The sequence below is a fragment of the Nocardiopsis sp. JB363 genome (assembly GCF_900143625.1).
Taxonomy (GTDB): Bacteria; Actinomycetota; Actinomycetes; order Streptosporangiales; family Streptosporangiaceae; genus Nocardiopsis.
The window spans coordinates 40,148-66,947 of sequence record NZ_FRFF01000136.1 but is presented as its reverse complement, the minus strand read 5'-3'; the positions used below and the strand labels follow the sequence as shown (position 1 = coordinate 66,947).

General features: G+C 66.0%; 29 protein-coding genes. 1 reads left to right on the top strand and 28 read right to left on the bottom strand.

Features of this window, described 5'->3' with window-relative positions; translation table 11 throughout:
• The first annotated feature begins 317 nt into the window (after positions 1 to 317).
• Positions 318 to 1,847 (top strand): serine/threonine-protein kinase, encoded by a 1,530-nt coding sequence (locus tag BQ8420_RS22045; RefSeq protein ID WP_143847473.1) that lies wholly within the window; start codon positions 318 to 320, stop codon positions 1,845 to 1,847.
• Between the two features lie 351 nt (positions 1,848 to 2,198).
• Here the strand turns inward: BQ8420_RS22045 and BQ8420_RS22040 are convergent, their stop codons facing one another.
• From BQ8420_RS22040 to BQ8420_RS21910, 28 genes are all read right to left on the bottom strand, one after another.
• A complete protein-coding gene (locus BQ8420_RS22040) occupies positions 2,199 to 3,155 on the bottom strand; it encodes an FRG domain-containing protein (protein ID WP_160049387.1) in 957 nt (318 codons plus the stop codon).
• A 308-nt stretch (positions 3,156 to 3,463) separates the two neighbouring features.
• Positions 3,464 to 4,957 (bottom strand): site-specific integrase, encoded by a 1,494-nt coding sequence (locus tag BQ8420_RS22035; protein ID WP_087101058.1) that lies wholly within the window; start codon positions 4,955 to 4,957, stop codon positions 3,464 to 3,466.
• Positions 4,958 to 5,236: an AlpA family transcriptional regulator gene (locus BQ8420_RS22030; protein ID WP_087101112.1), complete on the bottom strand. Its 279-nt coding sequence runs from the start codon at positions 5,234 to 5,236 to the stop codon at positions 4,958 to 4,960. It abuts the gene before it with no gap.
• Positions 5,237 to 5,589: 353 nt separating this feature from the next.
• Entirely contained in the window at positions 5,590 to 5,997 is a 408-nt protein-coding gene (locus BQ8420_RS22025) for a hypothetical protein (protein ID WP_235006420.1), read from the bottom strand.
• Positions 5,994 to 6,989, bottom strand: a complete 996-nt coding sequence (locus tag BQ8420_RS22020) for a TRM11 family methyltransferase (protein WP_143847469.1) — start codon at positions 6,987 to 6,989, stop codon at positions 5,994 to 5,996. Before BQ8420_RS22020 ends, BQ8420_RS22025 begins: the two co-directional genes overlap by 4 nt.
• Positions 6,986 to 7,651, bottom strand: coding sequence for a hypothetical protein (locus BQ8420_RS22015; RefSeq protein WP_235006419.1), 666 nt, complete (start codon positions 7,649 to 7,651; stop codon positions 6,986 to 6,988). The genes BQ8420_RS22020 and BQ8420_RS22015 overlap by 4 nt, the downstream gene beginning before the upstream one ends.
• A 287-nt stretch (positions 7,652 to 7,938) precedes the next feature.
• Entirely contained in the window at positions 7,939 to 8,325 is a 387-nt protein-coding gene (locus tag BQ8420_RS22010) for a hypothetical protein (protein ID WP_087101056.1), read from the bottom strand.
• 72 nt (positions 8,326 to 8,397) lie between these two features.
• Complete coding sequence (locus tag BQ8420_RS22005; RefSeq protein ID WP_087101055.1) at positions 8,398 to 9,180, bottom strand: HTH domain-containing protein; 783 nt, start codon at positions 9,178 to 9,180, stop codon at positions 8,398 to 8,400.
• Between the two features lie 59 nt (positions 9,181 to 9,239).
• The gene (locus BQ8420_RS22000) at positions 9,240 to 9,872 is read right to left on the bottom strand and encodes a hypothetical protein (protein WP_087101054.1); all 633 of its coding nucleotides are present in this window, start codon (positions 9,870 to 9,872) and stop codon (positions 9,240 to 9,242) included.
• A 101-nt stretch (positions 9,873 to 9,973) separates the two neighbouring features.
• On the bottom strand, positions 9,974 to 10,645 hold the full coding sequence (locus BQ8420_RS21995) for a hypothetical protein (protein ID WP_143847467.1): 672 nt from the start codon (positions 10,643 to 10,645) through the stop codon (positions 9,974 to 9,976).
• A 102-nt stretch (positions 10,646 to 10,747) separates the two neighbouring features.
• Positions 10,748 to 11,347 (bottom strand): hypothetical protein, encoded by a 600-nt coding sequence (locus BQ8420_RS21990; protein ID WP_087101052.1) that lies wholly within the window; start codon positions 11,345 to 11,347, stop codon positions 10,748 to 10,750.
• Between the two features lie 104 nt (positions 11,348 to 11,451).
• Complete coding sequence (locus tag BQ8420_RS21985) at positions 11,452 to 12,087, bottom strand: hypothetical protein (RefSeq protein WP_143847465.1); 636 nt, start codon at positions 12,085 to 12,087, stop codon at positions 11,452 to 11,454.
• A 126-nt stretch (positions 12,088 to 12,213) separates the two neighbouring features.
• Positions 12,214 to 12,510 carry a hypothetical protein gene (locus BQ8420_RS21980; protein WP_143847463.1) on the bottom strand — a complete coding sequence of 99 codons (297 nt, stop codon included), beginning with the start codon at positions 12,508 to 12,510 and terminating at the stop codon, positions 12,214 to 12,216.
• Positions 12,511 to 13,307: 797 nt separating this feature from the next.
• Positions 13,308 to 15,716 (bottom strand): OmpA family protein, encoded by a 2,409-nt coding sequence (locus tag BQ8420_RS33170; RefSeq protein ID WP_160049385.1) that lies wholly within the window; start codon positions 15,714 to 15,716, stop codon positions 13,308 to 13,310.
• A gap of 233 nt (positions 15,717 to 15,949) precedes the next feature.
• The gene (locus tag BQ8420_RS21970) at positions 15,950 to 16,306 is read right to left on the bottom strand and encodes a pilus assembly protein TadG-related protein (protein WP_235006418.1); all 357 of its coding nucleotides are present in this window, start codon (positions 16,304 to 16,306) and stop codon (positions 15,950 to 15,952) included.
• Positions 16,307 to 16,371: 65 nt separating this feature from the next.
• Positions 16,372 to 16,746 carry a TadE/TadG family type IV pilus assembly protein gene (locus BQ8420_RS21965; protein ID WP_087101047.1) on the bottom strand — a complete coding sequence of 125 codons (375 nt, stop codon included), beginning with the start codon at positions 16,744 to 16,746 and terminating at the stop codon, positions 16,372 to 16,374.
• A gap of 62 nt (positions 16,747 to 16,808) precedes the next feature.
• The gene (locus BQ8420_RS21960) at positions 16,809 to 17,213 is read right to left on the bottom strand and encodes a TadE/TadG family type IV pilus assembly protein (protein WP_235006417.1); all 405 of its coding nucleotides are present in this window, start codon (positions 17,211 to 17,213) and stop codon (positions 16,809 to 16,811) included.
• Complete coding sequence (locus BQ8420_RS21955; protein ID WP_087101046.1) at positions 17,210 to 17,416, bottom strand: hypothetical protein; 207 nt, start codon at positions 17,414 to 17,416, stop codon at positions 17,210 to 17,212. Before BQ8420_RS21955 ends, BQ8420_RS21960 begins: the two co-directional genes overlap by 4 nt.
• Positions 17,417 to 17,438: 22 nt before the next feature.
• Complete coding sequence (locus BQ8420_RS21950; RefSeq protein ID WP_369825529.1) at positions 17,439 to 18,302, bottom strand: hypothetical protein; 864 nt, start codon at positions 18,300 to 18,302, stop codon at positions 17,439 to 17,441.
• A 5-nt stretch (positions 18,303 to 18,307) separates the two neighbouring features.
• A complete protein-coding gene (locus BQ8420_RS21945; protein WP_235006415.1) occupies positions 18,308 to 19,150 on the bottom strand; it encodes a type II secretion system F family protein in 843 nt (280 codons plus the stop codon).
• A gap of 62 nt (positions 19,151 to 19,212) precedes the next feature.
• On the bottom strand, positions 19,213 to 20,526 hold the full coding sequence (locus BQ8420_RS21940) for a CpaF family protein (protein WP_087101045.1): 1,314 nt from the start codon (positions 20,524 to 20,526) through the stop codon (positions 19,213 to 19,215).
• A complete protein-coding gene (locus tag BQ8420_RS21935; RefSeq protein ID WP_143847461.1) occupies positions 20,523 to 21,398 on the bottom strand; it encodes a hypothetical protein in 876 nt (291 codons plus the stop codon). The genes BQ8420_RS21940 and BQ8420_RS21935 overlap by 4 nt, the downstream gene beginning before the upstream one ends.
• Entirely contained in the window at positions 21,395 to 22,051 is a 657-nt protein-coding gene (locus tag BQ8420_RS21930; RefSeq protein WP_235006414.1) for an SAF domain-containing protein, read from the bottom strand. Before BQ8420_RS21930 ends, BQ8420_RS21935 begins: the two co-directional genes overlap by 4 nt.
• Before the next feature lie 124 nt (positions 22,052 to 22,175).
• Positions 22,176 to 22,652 (bottom strand): hypothetical protein, encoded by a 477-nt coding sequence (locus BQ8420_RS21925; protein WP_235006413.1) that lies wholly within the window; start codon positions 22,650 to 22,652, stop codon positions 22,176 to 22,178.
• A 377-nt stretch (positions 22,653 to 23,029) separates the two neighbouring features.
• Positions 23,030 to 23,536 carry a hypothetical protein gene (locus BQ8420_RS21920; RefSeq protein WP_235006412.1) on the bottom strand — a complete coding sequence of 169 codons (507 nt, stop codon included), beginning with the start codon at positions 23,534 to 23,536 and terminating at the stop codon, positions 23,030 to 23,032.
• Between the two features lie 233 nt (positions 23,537 to 23,769).
• Positions 23,770 to 24,036, bottom strand: a complete 267-nt coding sequence (locus tag BQ8420_RS31545; protein WP_143847459.1) for a hypothetical protein — start codon at positions 24,034 to 24,036, stop codon at positions 23,770 to 23,772.
• 806 nt (positions 24,037 to 24,842) lie between these two features.
• Positions 24,843 to 25,913, bottom strand: coding sequence for a bifunctional lytic transglycosylase/C40 family peptidase (locus tag BQ8420_RS21915; RefSeq protein WP_087101042.1), 1,071 nt, complete (start codon positions 25,911 to 25,913; stop codon positions 24,843 to 24,845).
• Positions 25,913 to 26,791, bottom strand: coding sequence for a replication-relaxation family protein (locus BQ8420_RS21910; protein WP_087101041.1), 879 nt, complete (start codon positions 26,789 to 26,791; stop codon positions 25,913 to 25,915). Before BQ8420_RS21910 ends, BQ8420_RS21915 begins: the two co-directional genes overlap by 1 nt.
• Positions 26,792 to 26,800 lie beyond the last annotated feature (9 nt).

Sequence of the window (26,800 nt, the reverse complement as noted above, 5' to 3'; positions counted from 1 at the left end):
GGTGGGTGCAGGTGGGGATGGATCTCCCGGAGCACTTTGCCGCCCTGTGACCCTGTGGGGCGGCCCTCTGTGCGCCCGCCTTCGCCCCACAGTCGCCCTAACGTCCGCGCAGCTATGCCCAACGCACCCCGGGCACGGAACCGACACTGTAACGCCCTGTCCCTACAAACCTGCGCCCGCTTCCCCAGTGGTACTGCCCCAGAGTGTCAGCCGTTGAATCCTTCGCCAGATAAGGCCCTGGCGTAGGCTCGCCCCGAACAGCCTCACCGAGACGACCACGGCCAGCCCTCAAGGAAAGCGAGCCAAGGTTGAAGCCCTTGCAGCCGACTGACCCCTCACACATAGGCCGCTATCGCCTCAAAGCACGCCTCGGCATCGGTGGTATGGGGCAGGTCTACCTTGCGCGCACCCCGGGTGGCAGACCTGTTGTCGTCAAGGTCATCCGTCCTGAATATGCAAATGACACCGGCTTCCGTATCCGTTTCACCCGCGAAGTGGAAGCCGCCCATAGGGTGGGCGGCTTCCACACCGCGCAGGTCGTAGACGCTAATACCACAGCCGAAGAACCTTGGATCACCAGCGCCTACATCCCTGGCCCCTCCCTCCAGCAGGCTGTGACCGCACACGGCCCGCTCCCAGAGAGCTCCCTGCAGGTTCTCGCTGCAGGACTCGCCGAAGGGCTGGAAGCTGTACACGAACACGGCCTAGTGCATCGCGACCTCAAACCTGCCAACATCATCATGGCTGAGGACGGGCCGCGCATCATCGACTTCGGAATCGCGCGCCCCCCAGAGGACACCCGCATCACCCATTCCGGCGCCCTAATGGGCACCCCCGCCTACATGGCCCCCGAGCAGGCCGAGGGTAAGCTCCCAGAACCAGCCGTCGATGTCTTCAGCCTGGGAACCGTGCTGTACTTTGCCGCGACTGGGACCAATCCCTTCCAAGCCCGCACGATAGTGGCCACCTTGCGCCTCCTAATCGGTCCCGCCCCGACCATTCCCGACGAGGTGCCCGAAAACCTAGGTGACCTGATCATCTGGTGCTGGAACCACGACCCGGCCAAACGTCCCGCTCTAGCCGAAGTTATCGACATCCTCAGCGAGGTCGACACACAGGCCTGGCCACCGTACCCACATGCATCCGTAGTCAGCGCCGAGGTCCTGGATGAGCGATTCAACGTGTTCAGGAAGCTCTACAACCAGAGCAGGTATGAATCTGCCCTTCCTGGTTTGGAGCAACTCCTCCCCCAGTACTGCCAGACCTTGGGAGACGATCACAAGGACACTCTGCGTATCCGCCAGCTCATCGCGCGCTGCCAGGACCATACCGGGAGGCACAAGGCTGCAATGGATGGGTTCCGTCAGCTCCTCCCCGACATGATCCGTGTCTACGGTGCCGACCACCCCCACACCCTCGAGGCTCGCACGCAGTTCTACCTCTGTCTCGGTAATTCCGGGAAACTCCAAACCGCACTCGAGGCACACCAAAAACTCCTCCCCGACATGATCCGTGTCTACGGCGTCGACCACCCCTACACCCTCACAATACGTGCGGCAATCAACGGTTACTTGGCCCGAACCGGTAACCTCGAGGCCGCTCTTGAGGATCACCAACAACTCCTGCCCGACCGCGCTCGTGTCCTGGGCCCCGATCACCGCCACACCCTCGGCACCCGCCTCAAAATCGCCGTGTGGACGCACATGTCTGGTGACACCGCTAAAGCCGTCGAGCTTTTCTCAACCCTGGTAAACGATCAGACGCGAGTGCTCGGCACTGACCACTCCCAAACACAGGCCAGCCAACGGTTCCTGAAACGCTGGCAGAACGAACTACTTGAGGAATGACCCTGCCCTGGAACCTTTGATTCGTTCGACCACCCCCTGCACAGTAAGTGAGAGCTTAGATTCGAAGTCTCCACCGGACTCTGAATATCATGGAGTGACCAGGACCAGAAAGATCCCATGGAACCGAGGGCCTTATCCGCGCATTTAGCCACTCTCGGATCCTGCATAACAAGCAGGCTCGTGTTTCGAAAGGAGCGGGCAAATCAGACATCGACCCGGGCACCGAAATCACACTTCTGAGGAGCTTCAGTACGAAATCCTCACATTAGAGGACATCCCTCATCAACCACGCCCACAAACCACCTCGAGAGCCGACCAGCCACTGGCAAACCCCAACCTCAGGTCGCCACATCAATGATTATTATTCTGCATGAATATTCGATCGACAATAAAATCTGCAAGCCTTGAAACTTCTCCCAGCGGCGGATACATTGTATCGAAAGATATCTCAGGCTCATGGGCCTGAAGCCTTGCCATGAGACCTTCCTTCCAATCGGCCTTCACTAGCAAAACCCAAGCAGTTCCACCCCAGCTTAAATTGGGTCTATGAATTTTACTCCTCAAGAAATTAAGATTCAAGCTAGATATATCAGGGACATTCTCAACCGGAACTCTCGGGCCGCCATTTCCATGAGCAGACAAATTCCCTGACAGCCTCATTTTTTGACCTGGAAAGACTCGAGAAAGCCCTCCGACTAAAAATTGTCCATTCTGGGCATGCATCCTAGGGTCGAGTGATTTGTGAGGGGTCAGGTATACAGCAGATGTCCACTTTTCCACCCCCCCATCTTTGCCGCCAGCCCATGGTAGATTTTCGGTCTCCCAGAGCCTAAGTTCATTATCTTGACCATCTCCATGTGGATGAATCAAGAAAAGGCACCCGTCTTTCCGATGTAGATCATTGACCGCAAAAAATAGGCTCTCAAATGGGCTGCCACAAACATCCAGCAAGCGTGTAGGAGTGCCATGATGCTGCAGCACCATCAGAAGCTGACCGTCGGTCATGCGGCGACCGATTCCCTGCTTTCGCATCTGACACATTATTGAACTCTCAGCAAGCTCGAGGTCCCGCTCCTCGACTCTTCTTGATTCGAGCAAAGATCGACATTTACGATAAAGAGAAGAAGTTAGACCGAAGCCAGAATTTGCCTGGCCCCGAAAGAACAAGTTTTCCCCGCCCTCAAGGTGCCAGTTCGCCACTTTGCAGTACCCCTCTTCCAGGATCCACTTCCACAAATCATCCTCGTTTTTAATTCCCCATTTAGCATTAATGCTTCGTCCTCGAAAGAACGCATCTGCAAGATCCACCACGACACCCACTCACCCAACCAGGCAATCGCTACTAAGACATGAACTCCTCCAAGGCGGGCAGTTTCCCAACAGAGAAGACCCTCATGTTGACAATGATGATCGATAAATTGGAGTGAGCAACATTTTTCGAGCAAAGCTATATGAAATCAAGGCAAACCACTGAGTGTGCACTGCGGCACCGGACCTTTGATCCGATGGTTAACGCACCCTGACCACGAGGAAACCCCAGGCCAGGGCGGGTGAACCCGTATCCTCACCTGGGGCCGGAGCCCCTGTAGGGCTCCTGGTGTGCTCGGCGGTACCGGCTACCGCACCGGGGCCAGATTGCTCACCTGGGACGAAGTTCCTCGCAGCAACGCGGCGGTCGCCTCCGCCGCTGCTTTGGCCACCTCGGGAAACACCGTCTGGTAGGTGTCCTGCGTGAAATGGGTCGTGGAGTGGCCCAACTCGGCCGAGACCACCTTCACGTCCGTTCCCGCCGCCAGGGCCATCGAGGCCGCCCCGTGGCGGAGCCCGTGCAACGTGATCGGCGGGAGTCCGGCCGCTCGCGCGATGCGGGCGAACCAGTCACTCACATGCGAGGGGTGCCACCCCTGCCCGTCCTGGCGGGTGAACACCAACCCCGAACCCGACCACTCCGGCCCCGCCTGGAGCCGGGCCTGGTTCTGGAACTTCTTCCACCCCCGCAGCACTTTCACCGTGTCGGTGTCCAGGGTGATGGTGCGCTGGCCCGCCTCGCTCTTCGGAGTAGAGGTGAAGGTCTGCCAGGACAGCTGCACCACCTGGGTACGGATATCAGCCTCTCCATCGGTGAGGCGGGTGTTCGACCAGGGCAGGCCCACCGCTTCACCTCGACGCAATCCTTTGACGGCGATGAGGTGGAACAGCGGGTGCAACCACACGTACTTCCGCGCATGGGTGAGGAAGGTGCGGGTCTGCTCAGGAGTCCACACCATCACCTCCCCCGGGATGGTGCCGTCCTTCTCCCACTGACGGACCCGGCCCGGGGTCCACACCAACGGCTTCTTCCTCGGACATGACGGCAACCTCGCGTGGGAGGCCGCGTTGATGTTCACCGGCTCCTCGGGGTTGCGTACCGCGTCCGAGAGCGCGCTGCGCAAGGTGGCGCGGATTCGGTGCTTAGTGGACAGCGAGACCACCCGCTGATTGCGGACCGAGGCCCGCACCTTCGCATCCTCGGACTCTCGGCATTCCAGGATGTGGACGTTGTCGGCCTCGATGGAGTCGAACATCGCCTCGACCTGGCGTGAGGTGAGCCGGTCCAACCGCACCTTGCCCAAGTGCGGGATCAGGTATTTACGGATGTGCCCCTGGTAGGAGGCGCGGGTGCCCTCGGCCAGATCCGGCTTCGCCTGGATCCACGCCTTCAGGTAGGCCCCCACGGTGGGGGCTTCCTTGCGCACATCCGCCCCTGTCCCCAGACGCTTGCGCACCTCCTCGACCGAGGGGAAGCGGGTTCGGTCTTTGAGCGCGTTCTGGATCAGGTCGGCGATCTGCACCTCCACCTCTCCTTCCCCTTCGGCCAACTCCAGCAGAGCCTTGAGATGGTCCAGCACCTCCCACGCCTGTTCCTGGCTGTCCAGTCCGGTGCGGCGGGCCTGACGACGCTTTCCCCCACTGGCTCGGGGTAGTTCGAGTTGGTAACCCCAGTCACCGTGGCGGGGGTTGAACGCCCCGCCCTGGCGGCGCAGCTTCGGACACCGCACCCCCAACGCCCGACCGGAGTTCTCATCCCGACATCCGCAGCGTTTGAACACTCGTCCCTGGTGAGAAGCCATCTACGACTCCCCCTCCTTGCGGTGGTCACCGCGCACACCACACCGTGCACAGCCACCCGAGGTGGAAGGTGTGGTCAGGCCCAGGTGGGCCAGAACCCCCGCGGTGGGGATCTTCCAGGACCTGCCGGTCCGGTGAACCGGCACGGGGAAGGCCCCCTGGCGCAGGAGCCGGTAGGTGGTGGTGCGACCCAAACCGAGCATCCGCCCAGCCGCAACCGGGTCCAACACCACCGGCAACGACCCCACCTCGTCCAACCGAACCGGAACATCCGACCTCACCTGCCCCACCTCCCCACCACCTCTGATCTGCACGTTTGCGGTGCGCGGCCCCGCACGGTGCGGGGCACCACGCATCCACGCTCGACCTCGCCGAGAAGTGCAAGCGGATTCGTCAACAAGCCCACCGGATTTTCCCTCCGCCACCCGCCCGCCATCCGATACGGGCGGTTTGCCGTTTTCGCTGGTCGGGGCCACCACCGGCCCCGTGTAGGCCCGCTCCCCCGGGTTCCGCTCCCTTGGGCGGGGCCGGGTAGTTCAGGGCGGTGTGGGGCCGCTGGTGGCCCCACACCGCCCCCACCCGGATGTCACACCCGGCAACCCCGGCTGGCCTGTCCCCCACCGGGGCCGACGGGTCAGTCCTGGCGCACGTGTCCGCTGTAGGTCAACCAGGACCGGTACCGGGCCCGCACCCGTGCCGGAATGGCCACCACCCGATAGCGGCCCGCACCGTGGTGGTGTTCGACCAGGTAGTGGTCGCCCTCCCAGGCCGGGATCCGCCCCAAGTGGGATCCGGCCTCGACCACCTCAGCGATCGCGGCCTGGTCACTTTCGGTACGGGGGAAGTAGGTCACCTCCACACTGGTGTGCGGGCTGATCGGCAACTGCGGGTGTTCTTCCAGAAAATTGGCCAGGGTGCGCATGTCGGTGATGATGCGCTCGCGCAACTCAGGGCCGGCTGCGTCGGTGAAGAACTCCCGCTCGGGCAGGAACACCCCCGGCACGGTACGACGCTTGTCCTCTTCGGGTTCGGTGTTGCTCACGCCGCCGCCCTTCCATCCAAGGTGTGCTGGTCGGGGTTGGTGAAGATCAGTACGTCCTCGTGCTGGATGATGTGCACCGGCCAATCGGCCTTGCGCAATCGGCGGGTTTCGATGAGTTGGAAGAACGAGGTGCGCGAGACCACCTGACCGTCGCGCACCGCGCACAACAGAGCGGCGCACCGATCCACCTGCACCAGCCCCGCCCGCCGTCCGGCTTCGGCGACCTGCCCGGGGAAGTCGAAGAGTTCCCCGTTCTTGCGGTAGGGGCGGGTGGTCACCACGACCACCCCGCCCGGGGCGAGCAGGGTGCGGCAGGCCGCCATTATCTGTGTGAAGGAGTCCGCGAGCTTCTCGGGGCGCTGGTAGGCGAGGTTGGCCGCCCGGCGGTCCCGGTCTCGGGAGTAGCGGTGCGCGTACTTCTCCACCGCGCGGGCCCCGTCCCGGCGGGAGCGGACCTGGCCGTGGGTCATCGCCCCGTATGGGGGCGAGGTCACCACCAGCCGCACCTCTCCGGCCAATGAGGTGGCCGCCAGTTCAGTGGCGACCTGGGCCCCCTCCCCCGTATACACGCGTCCTTCACCACGCGCTCCCTGGACGGTGGCGGTTTCCAGGTTCAGCCGGGCGATGGAAGCCCACTTGGGCTCCAACTCGATCCCCACCGCGCGACGATCGAGGTGGGCGGCTTCGACCAGGCTGGTACCGATCCCGCACATCGGATCCAGCACCACATCCCCCGGCCGGGTATAGGCGGTGATGGCATGGCGGGCGATCTCCGGCAGCATCTTGGCCGGATGTTCCACCGACAACCGCGAATACCGGATCCCACGCTGACGCTGGGCCTGTTGCTGGCCGGTGAACCACACCGACCACCCCGTATGGGCACCGGTGCCGGTGCCACGGTCGGCGCCCTCGCCGCTCTCACGCTGCCCACCCGGTGCGTCCTGGTCGAACCTCACATTGTCGAGGTCAGCGCTGTTCTGGTCCTGGTTCACGCGTCCACCTCCCCCTGGGTTTCCGCGGGCGCGGTGCGTCCCTTCTTGCGGAACACCGACACGTTCAGGTGAGCCGGTGAGGTGATGGTGGCCGCCGCATCGGAAACCGAGGTCGGCAAACCCACCTCGTTCTCCTCTCCCCCTGCTCCGGGGTCCTGATCGGGACCGAGCCCGCCCTGGCCGCGTACCGGGATGGTGGCGCCCAGACCCTGCTCGCAGATCGGCACCGTCAACGCGATCACGTGCTGCAGGTACACCAACCCCGCACAGGTAGCGGCGCGCACCACCCCCGGGGCCGGGTCCACCACCCCGGACGGGGTGCACCTCACCGGAGTGATGACCGCGACGATGCCCCCGGGGCGGGTGATCAGCGCGGCGAACTCCACCTTGGCGCGCGCACGGCGGCGCCGGCTTCCCGCCGAGGTCACACAAAAGGTCGGAGTGGTCATGGTTGCCACGGTCAGATCCGCCCACGCCATCTCGTAGTCGATGGCCGCGGTCGCGCCCGGGGCATCCAACGTAGGACTGAGGTTCTCCTGGTCACGGCCCTGGGCCCGGGCCTGTTCGGCCACCTGACCGGTGCCGGTCAGATCCGCGACTTTGTGACCGGGGCGGGTGTACTCGGCCACCAAACGGTGGGCGAGCCGGTCCGGGATGCCCACCTCGCCATCGTGATCGCGAGGTGGCCGGTGTCGGGTACTGGGTGCGCAGGGCCAGACCGCCAACGGCGGCCGGCCCCGGTCGTGGTAGGAGGCGGCAGTGTGTGGGGTGTTCCCCAAGGCGAGTCCCCTCTCGGTCGTGTTTCGCCCTTCACTTGGTGAGAAACACACCCCGCCCCCGAGATTCGACACCCTCCCCTCAAACCCATGGGAAAAGGTGAAGGTCCCCGGCCCCGACCCAGGTGTCTGGGTCGGGGCCGGGGACCTTCACCCGGTGCATCGTAGGCAGGTCAACACCTCCAGGCACGGAGCCGGCACGCACAACCCGGCTGTTGCACCAGGGCGCGCATCCTGCGGGGTAGGGGCAGGGCGATGCACACCGCGAGTAGTTCCATCGGGGTGCCGTAACAGCATCGGCCGGTAAAGCGGTCGTGCACGGCCAGGTGGTGCCCGCACGCCCCGCACACCGTGCCGGGCCCCTTCTCGGTGTGGTGCACCATGCCGGGCCAGTCCCCGCGTACGTAGTAGGTCTGCAGCAGGCGGTGGGTTCGGCTGAGGGTGCCCAGCAGGACGATCAGCGCGCTTGCCCCGTTCAGGGCCAAGGCCCCTGTCAAAGCCTGCCCGCAGGACAGACCGGAAAGAGGTGAGGCCAGGTATGGGTAGACGAGATCGAGCACGGAAATACTCCCTAGGGGTATTGGGAAGGTGGGGGTGTGCCCTGATGTGGAACACACCCCCGGGGTGGTGGGTCAGTTGGCCGAGGTGGCGAACCGGTACCGGCGCGGTTTGGCGCAGGCCAGCTCGATCTTGTTCTCTTCAGCGAGCTTGGCGAGGTTGTTCTGGATAGCTCCGATGGAACGCCCCTGGAGAATGTGGCTGAGGGCGGTGGCGGTGAACTCCTCACCCGGGGAGTTCTTGAGCAGGGCCCAGACCATGGTCTTGAGCTCTCCCGGCGCGAGCCGACGCGACCGGCTGATCGGGTTCAGGGCCTGCTCATCCGTGCCGGTGGGGGCAGGGTCCCGTACCGGTGTGGTGCTGGTCCGGGGCGCAGGTGCGCTCGAGGTCGGTACCGGCACCGGAGCGGTATCGGCCAAGCGAGGACCAGGGGCGGGTGCGGGAACCTGGCCAGTGTTCGGGCACTCGGTCTCGGGGGCGGGTTTTTCGATCGGGTCCTGCGTTTGCGTTTCACCGATGTCAACCGAGGTCGAGCTCACCTGCTGCTCGCAGACAGTGACCTCGACCGTGGTGGCAGGTACGGTGTCGGGGTCCTCGAGGTCATCGGGAGCGCTCGACTCCTGTTCGGGCGAGGTCGTTGGTGCGGCCTGCCACTGGTCGGGCAGGCGACGTCGTCCTTCCCGCCCTCCGGGGGTGCGCAGTGCAGCCCCGTTCTTCTCCAGGGTGGGCAGGTACTTGGACACGGTGGACCGTCCCACCCCTGCTTCCTCGGCCAGTTCGGTTACGGTCACCGGGGTGGTGGCTTGGGTCAGTGCGGCCATGATCAGGTCGGGTGCGGGTACACGGGTAGTGGTCATGTCGGCTCTCCTTGTGTGGGTTCGCCCGCCCCGACCCACCCGGGTCGGGGCGGTGAGGGTCAGCGCTGGTCGAAGACTCGGGTGATGTTCGTGCGTACGTCCTGGGCGAACGGGCGGGCACCTTGGCCGCTGTTCGATCGGGTGCAGCCTTGGAACACGCCCCGGCGGGTGCACCAGGTGATGATCGGGCTGCCCCTGTCCGGTTCGGGGTAGGGCACGGCGATGGTGATCGTGATCTCTGGCCGGGTCGTGTCCAGGTAGGTGTCGTCCAGGCGGTGCATCCCACCTCGGTCGGTGAACATCGGTCGGCGCAGGAGCAGGAAGCCCTGCTCGAACATCGCTTGGCGGAGTTGTCCTTGGAAGTGGCGTCGTGTTGAGGTGATGGGTTCCCAGGGCTGCCATTCCAGGCAGGTGTGCGCGAGGGTGTTGGCTGCCTGGGTGATGTGGTCCCAGGGGTCGTGCGGGCTGATCAACAGGGCGGTGTCCCAGTCGTGGGTCAGGTCGCCGTAGGCGTAGACGACCGTCTCCCCTTGGGTGGGACGCAGGTAGCGGTGGTGGGTGAGGCGGTACTCGCCGGCTTTCCTGTTGGCGATGATCAGAGCCCCGGGCCCGGTCGAGGCGAGCTGTTGTAGGAGGTCGGTGGTGATGTGCTGATCGGCCAGCCTCTGGGCGAGCGAACGGTGGATGTCCATACATGTCCTTCCTGTGGGTACGCCGAATACAGGTCTCGGCGCAGGTGGGTGTGGGGGCCGCCCCGCCCCGTGACAGGGCGGCCCGGTGAAGCGAGGTGGGGTCAGTTGGTGCGGGCCAGGTGCGCGTCGACCCGCTCCCGGATCAGGTGGACCTGCATGCCGGCGACGAACTGCTGGGGGATTTTCTTGGGCCAGCCGGTGACATGGCGTCCGAGGTCGGCGATCTTGATCACCGAGAACCCGGGCTTCTCGTCCCCTTCAGGGAGGGGGTGTTTGAGGGTCACTTCCAGGTGCGGGTGCGCCCGGTCGATGTAGCTCTCCCTGACCTGCAGGACCGAGGGGCCCCGGTAATCACCCGGGTCCAGGTAGCGGCGGTGGTAGGAGGGCGCGGTGGTCATATCGAACCCGAGCTCCTGCAGGCGCTGGCGCATCCGGATGAGTGCGTATGGGGTGGCGTTGCGGTCCTCGATGCGCTCGGCCATGCACTCATAAGCGGTGCAGTCGACCGCTGTGACGAACTCGTCCCAGGTGCCGTAGTGCACATCGATGCAGTCGTGGTGTTTGATGAGGTCGCCGTAACCGAATACCGGCAAGATCAGCCCGTCACCGTGGTCGGGGGCGTGGGTTACTCGGAACTCGCGGTGGCGAAAGTCAGCGATGATCATCCCGCCCGGCCCGACCCAGCCCAAGGTGCACAACATGTGCGAGGTGACCTCGGAGTAGTCGAAGTAGTCGGCCATCGCCTTGCGCAGACGAGGTGAGCGTTCAGTCACGGTGTGTGCCTTTCTTAGGGTGCGCCGAATACAGCGTTCGGCGCGAAGGTGTGTGGGTGGTGGGGCCGCCCCGCGACGGGGCGGCCCCGGGGTATGCGGTGTTTAGGGCCGCAGGTCCAGGTGGCGTTGGATGCGTGCGGGTGCTTCGCGTACGCAGGCCGGGGTGCCACTGGTGGCGGTGGTTCGCTCAGGCCAGCAGGTCACGTAGTAGTCCCGGTCGTACATGGCCAAGCTGATCAGCAAGCTGTCGCGATGGCGCTGGACGTAGGTCATCGTGAAGCTCAACCGGGGGTCGTGCTCCCAGGTGAGATAGTCGTCCCACCGGTAAGCGCCGTCTTCGGTACGGCTGGCCTCGGGGCGGCAGTCCAGGAGCAGACCGTGCCGGTGCAGGTCGCGCCGCACCGCCCGAGCCAGGCGGCTCGGGGGCTGGAAGAACAGCCGGTGATGGGCCTTGGCGGCAGCGCTGGTGGCCGCAGCGGCCACCCGGTCCCAGTCGCCGTCGTGCTCGATCAGGTCCAAGCGCAGGTCGTCGTGTCCGTAGGCGATGACCAGCCCGGGGGTGTTCAGATCCACCTCACGGGTGCGCTGCACCCGGTAGGACGCTAGGGCCCCGTGTGCGGTGATCAACGTTGCGGGTCCGCTTTCGTGCAGGTCGGTGAGCATGGGCACGGTGATGGTGTGCTGCGGCCAGGTCGGTGTCACAACCGGGTCCTTTCATGGCAGGCCGAACTCAGCGCTCGGCGCATGTGGTCTGGGTGAGGGGCCGCCCCGCCCCGTGACAGGGCGGCCCGGAAGGTGGCTGTGGCTCAGTCCTGGTAGTACAGGGCCAGGTGGGCGGCGACCGTGGTGGCGATCGTGGCCTCGATATCTGCGGCGCGCATGTGCAGGTAGTCGAACTGCATGGTGTGTTCGCTCAGCGGCCCGTTCACGCCGCTGGCCTGGATGTGCACCGGTTCGGCGAAGCCGAGCGGTACCGTGACCCTGGCAAGGGCCTTGCCGTCGGGGCGAGCGTAGGTATCGGTGACGACCGGCAGGTTGAACCTGTGGCCGATGTTCGGCCCGAAGGTGTGGACACTGTCGGCCGGGTAGATGCCTTGTCGGTCCAGGCGCCGGCGGATCGGCGTGAGCATCGGGGTCAAGGCCCGCACCTGGGGCCACTCGCACAGCCAGTCGTTGGCGATATCGGTCAGGTCCTTCGCCAGTTCCCCGTCATGGGTGGGCCTGCCACTCTCTTCACAGTTCTCCGCGAGGCTGTCCAGGGCGTCCTGGGAAGCGATGATCATCCGGTGCTCGCCTAGCCGTCCGGTGGGTCCGTAGATCTGAACCTCGTTGCTGGCCTCGATCCAGACCAGCAGGCTGCCGGGTTCGGCGTGGCGCAGGTAGGCCACCTGGTCGGCGGTGACTTCGATCGGACGCCGCTTGTGAGGCATACTCGTGCTCACAGCACACTCCTTCTGGGTTGTTGTGTTGGGCCCGCGCCCAGCCGTTCGGCTTCCACACCAGAACTCGGTGGGTGCGGGTGGTTCGGTGGGCCGGCTCGCAGGTTGGCGCCTGCGTGCCGGCCCGCTCTAGGCCGGCACGATCCGGTGCGCGCGCAGCCGGAACAAGGTGATCTCGAGTCCGGCCCGGTACAACTCGGCCCGTTCGTGTTCCCGTTGCGCCTGAAGGGCGGCCTCGCTGGGTCCTTCGGTGCGGTACAGGTGCATGGCCCTACCGCGTGCGGCCAACTCGCGGGCGATCGCTTCGCGGTGGTCGGCTGCGACCCGGGTCGCCCGTTGGGCTCGGGCCCGGTTGGCGATCACCGCCGGCGAGGCCGGCTTCGGGCGGGTGAATACCCATTTCCCGATAATGTAGGTTGCGCGCAATGTGCGCATTCTTTGACCCCCCTTATAATGGCCGGGTGTTTCTCTTTTTCGGCCCGAGTTTCGCTTGGTTGACTAGTGTTTGTCAACTCGTTTCGCGAAACTTTTTCCGCCGCCCCGAAAACGTCATGTGTTTCGGTGGCGAACCCTAGGTGATCTTGGGTGACACGTGTTTGTCAACTCGTGTCGCGGGAAATTCTTCCCGTCACCCCGGAACCGTGTTGCCGTTTCGGGAACAACCCCATAGCAACTTCCGTGACCCGTGTTTGTCAACACGGATCACGGGTTTCTCGAGAACTTTTTTCGGCGCGCGTTTTCCAGAGAAGGAATCGCGCACACGCGCCTACGCGCGCGAGGGGCCGGCGACGAGCATGGGCGACGCGATTTTGGGCGATCATGAAATGTATGAGCGACACTGATCTGGGCGATCACCACAGCCCAAAGGAATGTTATTAGATTTGTTTATAGGGTGGTTTTTTGGTTTTTGGGGAGGGGAGAGAAGAGGGAAGGAGAAGGGAGTGAGGAAAGAGAAGGGGGCGGGTCGGCCGATAGGCCGCCCCGCCGACGAGGAGGAGAGGCCGCCGCCCCCTACGTGAAGTGGACTACCCACTGGGTATAAGTCTGGCCGCGTGAGTCACGCTCAGATGCGCCCTGACCTGCAAGGATGCCAGCTTTCGGCCCTAGAGGGCCACTGGGGGCGCTGGCGTAGTCACAGGCGTAGTCACAGGCGTAGTCACAGGCAGGGGGACGGGCGTAGTCACAGGCGTAGTCACAGGAGCCCCCTGTTTTTCGCCCCTGGCCTACCCTTGCGACTGGGCCTCGGGGTGGGTGAGCCCGTCCAGGAGTTGCTCGCTCACCGGGCTGGGTTTCTTTTTCAGCTCACTGAGGGCTGTTTCCAGCGAACGGTAGGTGCGCCGGACCGCGTCGGGGCGACCCATTCCACCATAGACGCACATCACATCCTGGTAGATGGATTCGTTGAAGCGGTCAAGCTCCATTGCCTTTTTCAAATAGAAAACACGTGATTCCGCTGATTCGGCTTCTTTGGCCAACAGGACCAGCACCTCGACGAACTGGTCAGAGTAGTGCTTTCGGTAGGGCGCAAACCACTCCTCCTCGCAATCGGACAGAAGCGGTTTCTCCCAGAAACTCACCAACTCACGCAGGAGCGCTTCCCGGTCTTCCTCTGCAAGGTTCACACGCTGCCTAAGCTCGTTCGTGTGCCACACGTCGATGTCGAACAGGCCTTCTTGGAGGACGTAACGTCCGTTCTCCTTGAAGAGGATGTCGTCTTCGGATTTGAGCGCTTCGCGCAGCGGGGCTCGCAGGCTGGTGATGGCGTTGTAGCGGTCCTTGCGGGCTTTACTCTCGTCTTTTCCAGAGGCGAGGACTTCGTCGATCTGGCTCTCGGAAAGCCCGCGGGGGCTCAGGGCGAGCATCGCCAGCAGCAGCCGTGAGCTGGACCGGGCCAGCGCATCACGCCCGCCTGCCTCACACACCGGCTGCGGGGCGAACAACCGCACCCGTACCGAGGGCGGGTGCGTGCTGCTATCTGTCTCCTCGGGGGCGGGGGCAGGCTGGGCAACCGGCTCTGGCGCAGAAACAGCTTCCGTCTCAGGCTCGGGCTCAGGAGCGAATTCGGGTTCGGGTTGGGGGTCGGCAGGCTCCGAAACGCACGTCTCCCCCTCGTCCTGGGCGCTGTGGCCCCCAGGACGGACGCGGTGCCGCAGCAGGCCCACTTCGAAGGTCTGGCCGCCTTCGGAGGTCACCCGAGCCTGTTCCAGATCCTCACAGTGCACCATTGCCCCCAGACCTTGAAGCTCGCCCAGTACCCCCACCACGACCCCAGGGGTGTCCCTGAGCACCTGGTCGGCTTCGAGGGCGTCGCGCGCCTCTGTTGCTGTGCACACCACCAGGCTGCAGGGGGCACCGGGTCCGCTGGCCTCATCCGCCCCGAGTTCGTCATCCATGCTCTGTCGCTGGCGCGTCAGCAGAGCCGTCTCCACTGCGAGTCGCACACCAGGCAGATCAGCCACGATCCGCACACCCGAGGTGAGCGCGTCAATGTCGCCCAGCGCCTCCACAGCGGCCCGGGTGGCGACAACCGGCCCCTGCCCCTCATGGCCGGTGACCACAGCCGCCAACACCTCAGCAGCGTGGGCCCCGATGAAGGCGACCCCCTGTCGTGCGTCGACCCGGGCCGTCTGGCCCACCAACATGTAGCCGTCAGAGTCGATGATGCCGTTCTCGGCTCCTCCGAGGTCACCACGCACCAGCTCATCCCCGGGAGGATCGATGCCGTCGTCGGTCTCGGCAGAACCGTCCTCGCACTGGCCCGGCGCCTCCCCGCTCTCGGGGGCCTTCGTGCCGGACCGAGTGCCTCGTGTGTGGGCATGGCGGCGCCCGGCCGCATATCCCACACCCACCCCGGCAGCTCCGGCCGCAGCGCCCACCAACAACGGGCTGGGCCGGTCGTGGTCGCTGGCGGTGCTCACATCCAGCTGCACCTGTTCGGGCAAGGGTTCGGATGTCTCCTCTGCCGCCTTGCCCTGGCCTTCGGCTTTCTCTTCGGCGCCCGGCTCCTCGACGCTTGGGGGTTGGAGGGTGTATGCGATCTCCACACGCCGGTGCTCGGCGTAGGACGCACCCGGCTCGGTTGGTGGCTGGGCCGACCCCGCCCCGACGACCTCGAACTCGACAGGCTCTTCCAAGTGTTCGGCGAGGTAGTCCGCGACCGCCTGAGCGCGCCGCTCCGACAGACCCTGGTTGTAGCCGGGGTCGCCCACAGGGTCGGTGTGCCCGGTCACCACGACCGGAGCGTCGGCAAGGTTGAAGTCGTTGATCATGCCCAGGGTCGGCTCCAAGGAGTCCCGCATACCGGAGGTGAGATCGGCGGAGTCGAAGCTGAAACCGGACAGGTTGCGGGCCCTCTCGATCACCCTTTCTTCCTCTTCCTGTCCTCGGTCCTCGGATGTGGGTTCCTCCTGCCCTCCCGGCACAGAGTGAGCCGGGGCTTCAACGGCCGCGTCGGTATGGGCTGCCACGGCCGCTGTGTGCGTACTCGCCGCAGTCGCTCCTCCCGTGGCCAGAACCCACACCAAACGCACCAGCCCCACCCGGGGCACGAGTCCGCGCAACAGGGCGAGGATGTCCAGGACGATGATGACCAGGTAAGCGGCCCACACTGCCCACAACAGCGCCACGAACACCGCGAGGACCACCTCTGCGGGCAGGGTGCCACCACGCAGGTACTGCCACAACCACACCCAGGAAACGTCCTCGCTGAGCGGCCACCCGAGTTTGGACGCCAGTCCCGGCAGCCCGATGAGCATGACCACCGAGATCAGCGCTTCTCCGATAACCGACCACGGGCTTTTGGGCATACCTCTTGTGCCTTCCTTGTTCGTGAGCTGTTCCTTCGTGCTACGCAGGCTGGATCGTGTCAGGGCTGGTGGGCGGTCGCGCTCGCTTCGGCCTCGATCTCGGTCTCGGTGATCGGCAGCAACACCGGTGAGTAGACGGCTTGGGCCAGGACCACGACTCGCTCCTCTTGGACCACGGCCCACCCCCTCACCCCGGCCGAGTCCAAGTACTCCATCGCTGCTCGGCGCGCGTGCTCCTCATCCAGCACCGGGGCTCCCACGTCCAACGTGGCCGTCTGGTCCACCTGGTGGGTGCCCGCCCTGGCCGCTGAATGCGCCACGGTCATCAGCTCTGCTTTGGCCACCAGCATCTGCCCGCCCTCCCACACCAGCGCGAACACCAACCCAAGCAGCGGCATCAGCAGAATCAAGAACACCGACGCATGGCCGCCATCCGCCCGGCTCCGGCGGCACCTACGTTCAGAGCTGGGGGCGAAGTCGCTCATGGGAACGCTCGGTAGGGGTCCACCGGGGAGGCCGCGCTCGCGGACCACGTGCGCTGTCCGCCGAGCCCGCCCAGATCCACCACCGTCACTGTGCACTCCATTTCCACCTCCACCACCCCGCCCGGAGCGAACTGACCGGTGTTCACCCTCAGGGTGAAAGGAGTACACACCAGCCCCCGGTCGGTGAGTTCCTGTTCCGCAGCCTGCCGGGCCTGAGTGCGCGCCGTGCCCGCCTCGCGCTGCAATGAAGCGGCCCGCGCCGCTGCCGCTGCGGCGTCCTGGGTGATGAGCGCGGCAGAGACCTGACGACCGGCCACGACCATCAACATCAACACCACAACGATGACCGGGACCAGGAGGGTCAGTTCCACCGACGCGCTCCCCCCATCACCCCTACAGCGTTTACGCGCCTGGACGCGGGTTTTCTGAAGGGTCATGGGGCCAGGCGTTCTACCGGGCCCGACACTTCCGAGGAGACCGGCACCCGCGCCCCGGGCAGCAGACTCGGGGCCTGGCCGCTGACCCGCACCCGGGCCTGGTCGGCATTGCGGTCGGCCTCCACCCGCATCGCCCGCAGCACACTCCCACCCAACTGGTCGTGGGCCTGCTCGGCGCGCTCGTAAGCAGCAAAGGTAGATCCGTCGAACGCCCTCGCGGCGGACAGAGCCTGGGAGGCCACGGTTTGGGCGCGGTGCTGGGCATGTGCCCACAGCCCCACCTGCACCACGGCCAGCACCATCACGAACACCACAGGCAGGACGAACAACGCTTCGGCGCTGCCCCGGTCACTGCGGCTCCACCACCCGCCACGAGTACGGGCGCGGCCAGGGCTGGTCACCGGTTCACGCCCAGGTCGATGGACTCGGCCGCCGAGGTGAACTCGGATATGAGGATTCCGCCGACCACGGTGGCGATGGTGATGGCCACCATGATCGTCAACACCCACTCCGTGGTCGAGGACCCAGCATCCGAGGTGACGTTGCGTGCGAGGGCGAGTCGTATGCGTGCACGATTCCAGGCATAGCGAAGAGCGCTCTTCATTCCGGGGACTCCTTTTCCAGACTCAGAAACCAGCCATCACGTGGACCAGCGCCACGTAGACGATCAACAGCAAGAACCCCGAGACCAGGCCCATGGTCGGCAGGGCCATACGTTCGGTCGCCGCGAGCGCAGCGGCCTCGGCTTCAGCCAACCGTCGGGCCCGCAACGACGTCGCCTTGGCTGTCAACGAGTTTCTGGTGCGCGCACCCGACGCACCACCCAACCGCAACGAGGCCGCCAACTCGGAGAGCTCACGCACCCCGCTCTCCACCGCCAAAGCTTCAAGGCCTTCCCACGGGGGCCTGTGGCGCACCGTGGCCGAGTACACCGCTGCTCGGATCCGCTCAGGGGCCGTGCCCCTCCCGTGCTGAAGCGCTGTAGTCAGCGCCCCGGTACTGCCCGCACCGGCAGCCAGCCCCATCACGACCAGGTCCGCCAACGTCGACGTGGCCGCCCGCAGCTCGGATCGCTGACGGGCCGCCGCAGCACGGGCCGACAGGTCGGGAGCCAGCACACACCCGGCCAAGACCAGGAGGGCGAACAGCCCCGCCGGCAGGCTCTCAGGAAGAACATCGCCCGCCGCGAACAACACAACGGCGAGCAGGAGGCCGAGGCCGGTCGAGGCTGCTTTCTCCGCCCGATAGTCCTCCACCGAAGTACCCGCCGCCGCCAAGGTCCTGGCCATCTTCGGCCCCGGTATCCCGGTGTGGATGAGCAGGCTGCCCACACGGCGCCCGATCCGTCGCGACCACCCTCCCTGAACGGAGCGGCGAGGTTCGGGTTCCGGTCGTGGGGTCAGCCGTTCGGTCAGGGTGGGACGGCGCAGCGCATAGGCACCAGCGCACACCCCGGCCCCGAGCATGCCCCCGGCCAGACCCAGCATCATGACGCTCACCGCACACCACCAACCCCTGCCACAGCTGCACTGTTCACGGTTGTCGGGGAGAAGGGGCGAGGCTGCTCGACCGAGGCGGCCAGGCGGGCAAGCCAGAAGAAGGAGAGGGCCCACACACCGCCAACCAGGCCGAGGATCAGCTGGCCGGTCACCGTGCCCAACGGTTCGAGAAAGGTCGGGTTCAGGGCCACCATCCCCACCAGCATGATCGTGGTGGCAGCGGCAATGATGCGCACCGAGGAGCGCACCCGCGCCCTTGAGGCCGACACCCGAGCGATGCTACTCGCCCGCTCCCGAGCCGCCTCGGCCAGACGCGAGAGCGCACCGGCCACGTCCCCGCTCTGCCGGGAAGCACCCATAGTCAAGGTGAGGGCGACCAGGTCGCCCAAGTCCGAGTCGACGTCCCGCGCGAACACCGGTGCGGCCTGCTCCATGGGCTGGCCCGCCCGCAACCTAGCCTCCAACCCCTGCACCGGGGCCCGGACCGGTTCAGGGGCAACCGGCACCGTCGCGGCGATGGCCTGATGGAGCCCTGAAGCGCCGGTGATCATGTCCCGCAGCTGCTCAGCCCAGGATGCCAGGGCTTCGGCCAGGTCGGCCTGCTTCTGGGAGGTGGTGTCGGGGCGGAGCAGAGCGGGCATCCACCACCCTGCCACTGCGGCGAGCACCACCCCCACCGGCCAACCCGTCACCACACCAACAAGCGCCCCAGCGCCCGCCGAGGCCGTCAGACGGATCCAGGTGTGGCGCTGGCGCAGCGCTCCCACCCAGGCCGGTGGGTGCGCGCTGGTGGGGGTGCGCCGGGGCAGCAGACTCACCACGTAGGCAGCGCACGCCACCCCAGCCCCCAGCAGAACCCCACCGACAGCGAAGCCTCCTACTGTCCAGTCCCACGGGCCCATCACGCCCACCCCCGCCCCGAGTAGCCGACCCGGTCCAAACGGTCCGCGACCATCCCGGACGGGGCACACACCAGCCCACCCGAGGAAGCATCCGGTGTGCGGAGGTAGATCTCGTTGGAGATCACCTGCTCACCTTCGGCGCCCACGACTTCGCGCACGCTGGCCACGTACCGCTCACCTTCCGGGGTGGTGTCGATGTGCACCACCAGGTGCAGAGCAGCCCCCACCAGCGACGCTGTCGCCGAAGCCGTAAGGCGTTCGGGGCTTTGGGCGCAGTAGGCGGCCAGCTTCGCAAACACCTGCTGCGAACTCGAGGCGTGGATGGTGGACATCGACCCGTCCGAGCCCATCGACATGGCGTTGAGCAGAGCGATCGTCTCCGGGCCCCGGGTCTCACCGACGATCACCCGGTCCGGGCACATCCGCAACGCCGCCCGCACCAACTCCGCCAAGGCCACTTCGCCAATGCCTTCGACGTTGGCAGGGCGCCCCTGCAGGGCCTGGACGTCCAGGTCGGTGTCGGCCGAGCGGTGCAGACCCAGTTCAAAGGCGTCCTCGACGGTGATGAGCCGCTCGCCTTCCAGGGTGCCCAGCATTGCGCGCAGCAGGGTGGTTTTCCCGGAGTTCGTCGCGCCGCTGATCAGGAGGTTCAACCGGGCCCGCACGGCTGCACGGAGCAACTCCTGCACGGTCTGGTCGACCATCCCGGAGCGGGCCAGATCCCGAAGGCGCAGGTGCTGGGTGGGGTGGCGGCGGATGGTCAGGGTAGGACGAGCCGCCACACCCGGCATCACCGCCGAGAGGCGTTCTCCTCCTGGCAATTCCATGGACAGGATCGGCGCGGACACATCGAAACGCCTCTCCCCGCCCGGTGCACGGGCTGCGGCCCGCTGCACCAATGCCACCAGCTCATCGTCGGTAGCCACGACCGGTGCGCGGTGTTCCCTTCGCCCACCACCGAAGTCCACGACCGCAGGATCGTTGCCGGTGATGTGGATGTTCTGCACGCCCGGCTCGACCAACAACTCCTCCACTGGCCCCAGCCCAAGGACATGGTCCAGGACCAGACGGCGAAGGCGCGGTTCGTCTACCGTTCCCCGCGTGCCCTGCACCAGCGCCGTGCGTGCCCGCTCCTCCAGCAACTGGTCCACGAGCTGGCCTACCGCATCGGGGTCCGCTGACTCTTCAGGATGGGTGACGAGGTGTTCGGTGACGCGGCCGGCCAGCTCCACCGCGGCCGCACGCAACGAGTCCTCAACGATCGCCTCCCCGGAGGCGGATGTCAGGTCGGGGACCTGGTGCATCGTGGTCATGCCGCTTGCACCTCCAACACCCGACGCTTCTCCGCGCCGAGCCCGAGGCCGTCGAAGTCATCACACAGCTCCGCCAGCGCTTTGGCGGCCTTGATCAGCGGCATCCACTCCAAACCGTCAGGGTCGCGGCGTTGGGCACGCCACGCCGCCAGCCGATCCCTCAAGCGTTGGGGCGGGTGGTGCTCGCCCCGCACCAACCCAGCTCCGGTGGTGTCATGAGGGAGGCGTGCCCATACCGGCAGTCCACCGGTGACTTGGGAGACCTCGCTGTCCGTGTGCTGGCAATGCCCGGTGATGGCCAGGCCGACCCGGACCCCGTCCTGGCGTAGCGAGCCCAGGACCGGAGCGCACACCCGAAGGCGTTCGGCCTGCTCTATCTGGCCTGCCTCGACTAGGACCACGGCGGTGTCGGCGTGACGCAGCAGGGCCGCCCCCGCGGACCCCGGCACCGCACGCCCCACATCCACCACACTCACCCTCCCCAACGTCAGCAACCGAGGATTACGGGCGAGGGCCTCCACCGCACGTCCTGCTTCCAACGGATCGCTCGGGGCCGCCACCACCCGCAGCCCTCCGGGCAACTCGAGTGCGTGTCGCAGCACAGGGTCACGGGAACCGCTTGAGGCGGTTTCATGGGACGCGGGAGCGCAGGAGCCCCCCGGAACCGGTGTGCGCGAGGCCGCAGCCAACGACACCAACCCGGCCGGACCAGGCTCAAGGCCGTACCAGGCCGCCACATCGCCCCCCGAGGCATCGGCCTCCACCAGCACCGGCACCGTCAGTACCCCGCTCGGCCACGCGGCGGCCATGGCCGTGGCCAGACTCGTCACCCCCGGAGCCCCACTCAGCGAGCACACCGCCACCACCGTCATTCGTTCCCCTCCCCATCCTGGTCCTGGGCCTGCTCGTGCGGGTTGACCACCGCGACCTGAACCTCACCCGCAGCGACCGCGTCCGCGATCTGACCCGTCTGCTCCCGAGGCACCACCACCTCCACCGCCTGGCCACCGGGGCCGAACCCATCACCGCTGTCCGCGACCACGCGGTGCACCAGAGCGGTCACCACCCCCGAACCGTCCTGCGCCGTGTCCCCGTCGTCCTCGGCCGCCTCCGGTACACCCCCGGCCGGGACCAGGTCCACCGTCGTGCCCGCCTCCAACCCTTGAGGAAGCACTGCGACTGGGACTGGGACCAGAGCCGACCCCTTCTCCGGCCACACAGCCGTCTCCGACACCGCGCCCGCCACCAAAGGGGACCCCGCCGACACCGGGCGAGCCAGCACCATCCCCTCCACCGTGTCCGGCGCCAACAACCGCAGCCCCTCACTCGGCGCCACCTCGACCGAGGCGAGGTCCTGAGCAGCAATCACGTGCCCGGCGGGCAAATCAGTAGCGAGCACCGCCACCGGCAGCGTGTCTTCTCCAGCGAATCCAGCCCAGGCCCCGGCCGTCCCGCCACCGGCGATCAACGCGGTGGCCAACAAGGCCCACTTCCACCGGCGACGCGAAGTCGCCGCCAAACGCACCGACTCCCATTCCCGGCCCCCGTCAGGAGCCTCCGTCTTACTCTTAGTTTTCTGGTTGGTTTGCTGGGGTTTCGCGAGCGCGACCATCCCACCCTCTCTTTCCATACCTACCTCTGCCGCCTGGTCAGCCGGTGCGGGTGACGACCGAGTGGATCTCACTCACCGCGACCGCTTCCGTCGCCGACGTCGACAACTCCTCCAACTCGCCACCCTCCCCGGCGCTGGTGGACCAGGACACCGACCACTCCCACACCGCGACCAGATCCACCTCGGCCCCCGCGCCCCCAGGAGGAAGAGAGGTGTAGGTGTGGCCGCAGTCAGGCGAGCCCTCCTCACGGAACACAGCAGGGGAAAACTTCGTCCCGGCGCTTTCACACACCACCTGCTGGCCGTCCCCGGTCTCCCACACCACCCGCTCCGGGGTAGCGACCACCGTCACCGACCCCGCGCCCACCGACGCCGTCGCCGAAACCGGCTCCCACTCACCCGAGTTGATCCACATCCACGAGGGCATGTTCACGAACCGGGGCTTACCGAGCGGCGGTGCCGTCCCGATCTCCGGGAGCGGCAAGGTCATCGACGCCCGCGCCTGCTCGGCCAACACCACAGGATCGATCGCCTCAGGGCTGTCCTCGCCTTCAGGAGCCGAAAACGCTGTAGCCGAACACCGTGCACGCCCCGCAGGCATCTGAGCCGGGCCTTCCTTGCCAGATCGAAGGAACTCCGTATCCGGCATCACACACGAAGAGCTGGTATCACGGCCTTCACCGCGTCCTCCTTGGTGCGGTGTCGAGGGAGGGGCGGCCCCTGTGACCGCTGGACCTGAACCGGAGCTACGGACGACAACCTCACAGGACGCACCTGAGCAAGAGAGGCTCTCATCGAATCCGGGCGAATCCGCCCAAGCCACGGACACGGGGACCACACTGCATGCGACGGCTACCGCGCTGATCAGCGCTCCGTTCCAGAGTCGCCTGGTCAACATGCGTTGGGCTCTCCCGCCCACAAATCCTCAACCTGCCATTGTTGCTCAACTTCAATCACAGTGGCCCTATAGAGCCTCGTGTTCTTCTCCGACTCATCACGAGGAGCATGGCCTTCCAACACCCATTCGGTGTTGTCCATGCAGTCCTCGACCACGATGCTCGCGGGGTCGGCTTCTAGGTCAACATCGGTGGCCTCGGGACGCAGGACCGGCTCTCCCATGGCCTTGGCCCCATCGAGCATGGCCGTGGTCAGCTCGAGAGCTCGACCGCGCGCGTAACGCTCCAAGTCCGGGTGGTCCTCGTCCCCCTCCAGCGACGCCTCGACCACAGCGCCCATCATTCCCAGATAGGCCTCCACAGCCTCCTCCTCCGGAGAGTGCTCGGGTGTGGAAGGGGCGGCCAGAGGCGGCGTGCCCGCCTCGGCCTGCTCGTGCTCGCCCTCCGTTGGCGCACACCCTGCCAACGCCACCACGACCGCCACCCACGCCACCGCACGCACAGCACACCTCCGATTCCGCATCCAACGTGATCCCACTCCGTGCTTTCGAAGGGTGACACTAGCCACACGCAGTGTGACTGCACAAGAGGAATTCGGACACTCTCCGTCACCGAAACTGTGAAGAGACCCACCGCTCTCAGATGTCGAACTCTCTACCTGCACAAACACCAAAACGAGTCAACGCAAACAGGGCCGCCCCGGCGCGGGAGCGGCCCTGTTTCTCGTCTTTCCCGTCAGGCCACGGGCTGCTGTTGGGCGTGCCACTGCCGTACCAGTCCGGCCAGCTCGCCCCACTCATCCGGTTCCTCGACCTGGCTCACCCGCGAGAGGGCGTTCGGAGGTAGCGGACCATGCCGGTGCCGCTGCAGCGTTGGATTCTCAGGTTCGCGGTAACCACGTGGACGTTGCTCGTGCGCGACCAGGTAGGGGCGCACACCCCGACCACCCGCATCGTCTTCGCACCAGCCGAACCTCGGCAACCGCTTTCGCTTTGTCGTCACCTGGGGTTCGTAGAGGTGTCGGGCCCACTCTGAGTGATCGCGGCGGGCCTGATCGTAGCGTCGCACCCACTCGGGCTCCGCAGGCGACACCGGGGGGCGTGCTGTCGTGACCGCTCGCACGGGTGGAGTCTTCTTCGCTGGTCGCGGGCGCAGCGGGGGTGGCGGTTTCTGCGCGCCGAGGACGGCTTCGAGTACGGCCCCGACCGTCCAGCGCACACGACTGGCCCAGCCGCGTCGACGCCTACGGTGGCGGCCCCTACCATGGTCCATGGTCTTCCTCCTGGCTGTATCAGGTGGGGGATCACGCCTCGGTCGGTGTTGGAGCACCGTCCGAGGCACCTTTTTCTTGTGTTTTTCTTTTTCTCGAGGCGCGTGTTCCGCCGTTCGGGGCGGGGCGGGTGTCAATGGTCTTGGTGAGGTCGTACGCCCTCACCTAGACTGCGCTTCCTCGCCCCGCCCGATGTCAGCGGACAGGCGCTACCAGCTGGTTCTCAGTTCCCGCTCGGCCGAGGTGACCAGGTGCGGCAAAGATTATGTGCGAGCATCACAAAGCCCCTCTTTTTGAGCATGCGAAATAATTCGGACAAATAGGTATCGCGTTCATTCGGACTGACCGGCGTGGGTGTGATGTTTCCCTATGCAAGCGAGTATTTTCAACCCCGCATTTCGTAGAAGTCATGGACCAGCGAAAACACGGGAAATGGGGCCGCGCGGGCATCGCGTCCCGCACGGCCCGCAGGGCGGCCCCGACCCGGGGGTTCCCCGGGCTGGGGCCGCCCTGCGCCGGTGTGGGGCGGGTTGGCCGCTCAGCCCGGCCGTACCGCCGCCACGAACACGGTCGGGTAGTACTCGCCCGCCACCGGTTCGACCCGGATGTTCTGCCCGGTACGCGGTGAGTTGACCATCTGCCCGTCGCCCACGTACATGGTCACGTGCGAGGGGCTGCCTCCCGGGGCCCCGGTGTCGTAGAACAGCAGGTCTCCCGGCTGCAAATCTGCAAGATCTACTTGGGTTCCGGCGTTGACCTGGTCAGTGGTCACCCGCGGCAAACCCACCCCGGCCGCCTTCCACGCCTGCATGGTCAGCCCCGAACAGTCGAACCCGTGCGGGCCGGTCCCGCCCCAGATGTAGGGTTTGCCGACCTGGGCCAGCGCCCACTCAGCTGCTGCCCGCCCCTGCTCGGTGCTGGCCCCCGAACCCACTACGGGAACCTCCGCAGCAGCGGCCTGGGCAGCGATCTCGGTATAGGCCTCGATATGGCCCATCACTCTGTCCACGTACCAGCCCGCTCGGTTGTAGCGCAGCAGCGCCGCTTCGAGGTGGTCTGGGTCGGTGAAGTCGACCGGTTCGGCTCTGGGGTGGCTCACGCACAAGTACACCGCTGCGCTCCACATCGCGTCGTGAATGTTGTGCGGGTCGGCGATCCCGTCGTCGTTGCCGTCCAGGCCGTGGGAGGTCCAGGTGGTGGGAATGAACTGCATCGGCCCCACCGCCCTGTCGTATCCGGTGTCCCCGTCCCACTCACCTCCGTCCGAGTCATGGTGGGGGGTGGTGTTGCCCCCAGCCCCGCTCCCGTCCAGGCTCGGGCCGATCATTTTGGGCCGCACGTCACCCGACGCCGATACCTTCCGCCCGTTCACGTGGTTGGATTCGACTTTGCCGACCCCGGCCAGCACCGGCCACTCCAGCCCCTGGCACTGCTCGTACTCGCTCTCCAACCGGGAGGCCGCCTGAACGTAGGCCGACAACACCGGGGCGGGGATCCCCTCCACCTCACCGGGAACCCCCACCGCGTTCTGGCCCGGGTTGCCCGCCGCTCCGATGAACAGCACCGGCACCAGGAAGAGGATCCCCGCGCCAGCGAAGACCTGACGCATCACCCGCTGTCGTCCTGGCCCTGCTCCTTTCGAGGATGACGGCGAGCGATGCCAAGCAACCCCAACTGTTGCCCGCCCGGCTCCCCTGGCACCCGCCACACCGCCCGCTCGGGGCCACGCCCATGCAGCCGTTCGTGGGTGCTCACGTAGGCCCTCACCATCCGCAACCGCGCTGAGGGCGCTTTGGCGAGCTTGTCCAGAAGGTGCTCGGCGCGCTGGTCGGAGTGGACCGCGAACAACACGATGGAGTCCAGTCCACTCTCCGTGGCCAGGTTCGTGTACCCCTTCATCTTGCGCACGACCTTCGTCAAGGGTTCGGTGCCGGTGTCGTACTCCACGAAAGCGTGCAGCTCCTCCTGGTCCTGATTCCATTGCAGGTAGGCGTCGGGGCGGATATGTCGCCCCCACCGGCGTGCGCTCTCACGCTCGGAGTACCAGCACTCCAACGACGCAGACCGGGTGCGGCGGGCGGCCAGGATGAAGTCCACGAAGGTGTCGGCCAGCCCGAGCACGTGCCCCAGCTGGTAGTCCAGGGCGACCCGCATCCGGTGGTCGGCCCGGTAGTCCAAATCCGCCAGCGCCGTGTTCCGTTGCGCGGCCAACAACTGCACGCCGAGGCGGTCTACCACCCAGTGGTTGGGGCTCGTACCCGCATGCACGTACGGGCGGAACGGAGCGATCAGTCCGTAGGAGCGCAGCTGGCGCAACCGCTGGTTCATCGTCCGCACGGCCCGCCCCTCGAAGTGCAGCTGGTGCAGGTGGTGGGTGGTCAGAACCTGGTGGTCGTACAGATCGTTTAGGATCTGGCGGTCCCGAGGGGTGACCTTGGGGACCAGACTCAGCAGGGTGTCGGTCGCATCCATTTCAGTGCTCACCATCGGCCCCCT

Coding starts and splice junctions, on each gene's coding strand:
- BQ8420_RS22035 (WP_087101058.1), bottom strand. CDS start 4,957: ATGGCTTCTCACCAGGGACGAGTGTTCAAACGCTGCGGATGTCGGGAT.
- BQ8420_RS22005 (WP_087101055.1), bottom strand. CDS start 9,180: ATGACCACTACCCGTGTACCCGCACCCGACCTGATCATGGCCGCACTG.
- BQ8420_RS22000 (WP_087101054.1), bottom strand. CDS start 9,872: ATGGACATCCACCGTTCGCTCGCCCAGAGGCTGGCCGATCAGCACATC.
- BQ8420_RS21955 (WP_087101046.1), bottom strand. CDS start 17,416: ATGAAGAGCGCTCTTCGCTATGCCTGGAATCGTGCACGCATACGACTC.
- BQ8420_RS21950 (WP_369825529.1), bottom strand. CDS start 18,302: ATGATGCTGGGTCTGGCCGGGGGCATGCTCGGGGCCGGGGTGTGCGCT.
- BQ8420_RS21940 (WP_087101045.1), bottom strand. CDS start 20,526: ATGACCACGATGCACCAGGTCCCCGACCTGACATCCGCCTCCGGGGAG.
- BQ8420_RS21935 (WP_143847461.1), bottom strand. CDS start 21,398: ATGACGGTGGTGGCGGTGTGCTCGCTGAGTGGGGCTCCGGGGGTGACG.
- BQ8420_RS21915 (WP_087101042.1), bottom strand. CDS start 25,913: ATGCGTCAGGTCTTCGCTGGCGCGGGGATCCTCTTCCTGGTGCCGGTG.
- BQ8420_RS21910 (WP_087101041.1), bottom strand. CDS start 26,791: ATGGTGAGCACTGAAATGGATGCGACCGACACCCTGCTGAGTCTGGTC.